Source organism: Moorena sp. SIO3H5 (assembly GCF_010692395.1).
Taxonomy (GTDB): domain Bacteria; phylum Cyanobacteriota; class Cyanobacteriia; order Cyanobacteriales; family Coleofasciculaceae; genus Moorena.
Window position 1 is genome coordinate 1 of the sequence record NZ_JAAHHS010000556.1, and the last position, 3,964, is coordinate 3,964.

The following is a 3,964-nucleotide window of genomic DNA, read 5'->3' on the forward strand; positions in this document are numbered from 1 at the left end:
GTCAGACCTAGCTGGTGAGCTGCAACAATGCCATCTGGCATGATTGATATACCATCCCGACGTGCCAGAGCTTCCACAACGGCATCAATGTTGGGTGGGGCAGGACGCTTCAAGATATTGCTGGTGCGTGGATAGTCATATAAACCGCGACCAACGCGGCGCAAAAATCCTTGTTTCACCAGACGAGATAGCGCTTTATCTACAGCATCACGACTGCCGAGATCTACAAAATCTTTGGGTGTGCAGACCCAAGCACCGCGACCATGACCACGAACTCTGTTCAGGATTTTTTTTGCTATACCCTGCATCTTACGAAAGCTATGACTATAAAGTTCACGAAATATATTTTGTCAGAAGTATAGCCAATATTTCTGACTTTTTCAAGGCAGCTAACCGTGTATTAATTGCCCAAAGTCAGGATGTTGAGGTAACGAAGGTGAGTAGAACTGTCAGGATAGGTTCTATGACCCTTCGATAAAACTGTCAGATTAATCGAAAACCAACCCTTGATTCAGCAACGCCGCTGATAACTGATAGCTGAACGCGCACGCGTGCGCGTAGCGCATAAACTGATAGCTTAACTATTAACCCCAAACTAAGACAGCATAAACTCCATAGATAAAATAAACACTAAGTACAATCGCAATAATAATCCGAGCGGTGATCGAAGTGTGGCGTCTCCACAATACAAAGCATCCCACTATAACAGCCAACACTTCTAGGGGAGTAAAAATATGACCATAATGACGAGAATCCCAATAAGACACAGGGCTTTCAAAGCGCCAATTTGACAAAGGAAAAAAGTGACGATGGGCATCGTCAGCATGAACAGGAAAATCTCCAATCCCATGAAGAGCCATGCTAGCAAACATAGCAATCAGAAAGCTTTGACGAAAATAGTAGGCTAACAACCCACCTATTAGTATCAATGGAAAAGAATTGAAAATATCAAAAAATACTTGCCAGCTTGGGTTATAATAGGATTCAGACCAAATTACGTTTTCAGGAATTCCTCTGATTAATTTTTCATATATGTAAAAAATTACCATTGGCAAATCTGGTAATATCGCACCGAACACAATTGGGAAGTTATTTTCGGGCTTTCTTTTTTTTCCTAAAATCAGGAGATTGACGATGGCGTGAGCGGGAGTATTCACAAATTAGGGAGTAGGGAGTAGGGAGTAGGGAGTAGGGAGTAGGGAATTAAGAATTAAGAATTGGGAATCGGGAATCGGGAATCGGGAACAGAAATATGTCTGGCAAGGCAGATTTATGGGTATAATTCCGCCCCCAAATTTTGGGGGGGATAAAATTATCAAAGTCCCCCAAAGTTGGGGGATTTAGGGGGCTTTACCAAAACCAGGCGATCCCGCATTCATACTTCAATTCAGCAACGCCATAGGTCTTAACCTTTACTTCGACTCCTATAACTTTCAACTTTCAACTTCTAACTTTCAACTGTCAACTTTCAACCTTAAGCCTTCAACCTATTTTAAACCTTCAACCTATTTTCAACTTATATTCAAGGGATTAACATCAATAGTCAAGCTAATATCTGGAGGACACATATCCTGTAATTCCCTCCAATTCAGTAACTTTCCGGGCACAGTAGGAGGAAACTTAAGCAAAATCTGCCATCGATAGCGACGAGCCACCCGGATCACACTGGCTGGTGCTGGTCCTAGGATATCGTACTCGGCTTCAGGAGTATCTAACCTGTCGGCTAAATCCTCTGCGACCTTCTCTACCGCCACAGGATCCAATCCACTTATGCGCAACAGAATCAAATCACCATAAGGGGGATAGTTCAGTGCTGCCCGTTGTTCCAATTCGTCGGAGATAAATGACTGATAATTATGAGTTTTGACAGCCTGAATCACAGGATGGTCTGGGGAATAAGTTTGAATAATCACCTGACCAGGGTCATCCCCACGACCGGCACGACCTGCTACCTGGGTTAAGGTTTGGAATGCCCGCTCGGATGCTCGATAGTCTGACAAATACAGTAATCCATCTGCTGCTACTACTCCCACCAGTGTCACCTGAGCCAGATCTAATCCTTTGGTCAGCATTTGGGTTCCCACCAACAGGTCAGCTTCGCGATTAGCAAATTGAGTTAACAGAGTGCGATGAGCATTCTTGGTACGAGTGGTATCACTATCAAATCGGATAATTCGCAACTCTGGAAACAGCTTCGCCAAATCTTGAACAACCCGCTGAGTACCACTACCAAAAAATTTCAGGTAGGGAGAACTACATTCTGGACAACTACGGGGATGGAGTTGTCCGAAATTGCAATAGTGGCAGCGCAATACTTGAGTAGCCCCTTCATGGGTATAGTGATAAGACAAGGAAACATCACAGTTAGGGCATTCCAGAACATGACCGCAACTACGACAAGACACAAAGGTACTGTGTCCCCTGCGGGGAATAAATAAAATCCCTTGTTTCTCTTGTTCCTTTAGTCGTCTCAAGCTGTCTTGGAGAGAACGGCTAAAAATCGACCGATTCCCAGCTTTTAACTCCTGCCTCATATCCACAATTTCCACCGGTGGCAGGGGTCTTGATTGAATCCGTTCCGGTAGGGATAAGTAATGCGTGTTAAGTTCTGGATGCTGAGGAGGTGAACAGGTGAAGGGTTGAACCTCAGGAGCTGAAGAAATAAGCGGATTAATTTCACTATCGATCTGACTATCTCTCGCTCCTCCCATCACCTTAATACTGACCCAGCTTTCCACCGAAGGAGTAGCGGAACCTAAAATAAGGGGACAATTTTCTAATTCTGCTCGCCACTGGGCAACGGTGCGAGCGTGGTAGGTAGGAATGGGTTGGTCTTGCTTGAAGCTAGAGTCGTGTTCTTCATCTAAAACAATTAATCCCAACTGGGGCAAAGGGGCAAAAACCGCAGAACGAGTGCCAATCACCACTTGTGGCTCACCTGGGATCATCTGTCGCCAGGTATCATAGCGCTCCCCTTTATTCAAGGCACTGTGGTAAACCCGAACTTTGTCACCAAAGCGAGCCCGGAAACGGTCAGTTATTTGAGGAGTTAAACCAATTTCCGGCACCAACACCAAAGCGGATTTCCCTTGCGCTAGGATTGGTGCGATCGCTTGCAGATAGACCTCGGTTTTTCCAGACCCAGTCACCCCATGCAACAGCACTTGGGCAAACCCATCAATATTATTAATCAGGTCTAATGCATGGGATTGGGCATTTGTCAAGTTTTTCGGCGCATCTGTAGCCATGGTTGGTGAAGTAGCACTGCGCAATACTTCCCTAGGCTCAATCACCACATATCCCTTATCTTCCCATGAATTGATAGTTGAAGAACTAACATTACAAATTTGTGATAGTTCACTCAACCACAAATCCCCCCCACGACGGCGTAGCACCTCCAAGACTTCCCGTTGCCGTCGAGTCAGATTAGACCGATTGATATCAGCCACCAGAGTCACAGCTTTCTTGAGCTTAGGACGAGTTGGCTTAGGAGCTTCCAGATAACTTTCCACCCAACCTCGCTTGAGTAGGTGACGTAATCCTGCTTTAGCCCCCTTTACCTGACGTTGGAGGTATTGCCAGCTGTAATCTCCATTGGGTTTAGCCTGGAGAATCTCCAAAATCTTACTTGCGGCTGAATTATTGACAAAGACATGAGCCTCTTTAGGCAAAACCGAGGAATTGAGGCGAATTCGACGCTGCGATCGCCCTAACAGTCCTGGAGGTAAGGCAGACCGAATTACTTGGATTAGAGGGGTGCAGTAGTACTGAGCCACCCGCTCTAACAGTTGGCAGTAGGAACTTGGAAAGAAACCGGGACTGATCACCTCCTCTACGTCCTTAATTTTTTCTCGTGGTAAGTTTGGGGGTGGAGAGTCTACAATCCGAATAGCGATCGCTCCTAGCTGTTGAGTCCCGAATGACACACTCAGAACATCTCCAGGATTGATTGATGCATCCAATG

At 45.5% G+C, this 3,964-nt stretch carries 4 protein-coding genes; all 4 read right to left on the reverse strand.

The genetic code is table 11. The features are described from left to right. Positions 1-308 (reverse strand): DUF6088 family protein (locus F6K52_RS33395; protein ID WP_293088972.1); only part of this gene is annotated, 308 nt, incomplete at its 3' end. Positions 309-584: 276 nt separating this feature from the next. Beyond that, the gene (locus F6K52_RS33400; protein ID WP_293088974.1) at positions 585-1,049 is read right to left on the reverse strand and encodes a hypothetical protein; all 465 of its coding nucleotides are present in this window, start codon (positions 1,047-1,049) and stop codon (positions 585-587) included. 111 nt (positions 1,050-1,160) lie between these two features. Continuing rightward, positions 1,161-1,319: a hypothetical protein gene (locus F6K52_RS33405; protein WP_293088976.1), complete on the reverse strand. Its 159-nt coding sequence runs from the start codon at positions 1,317-1,319 to the stop codon at positions 1,161-1,163. Positions 1,320-1,511: 192 nt separating this feature from the next. Further along, positions 1,512-3,962, reverse strand: coding sequence for a primosomal protein N' (gene priA, locus F6K52_RS33410; protein ID WP_364420989.1), 2,451 nt, complete (start codon positions 3,960-3,962; stop codon positions 1,512-1,514). Positions 3,963-3,964: the final 2 nt, after the last annotated feature.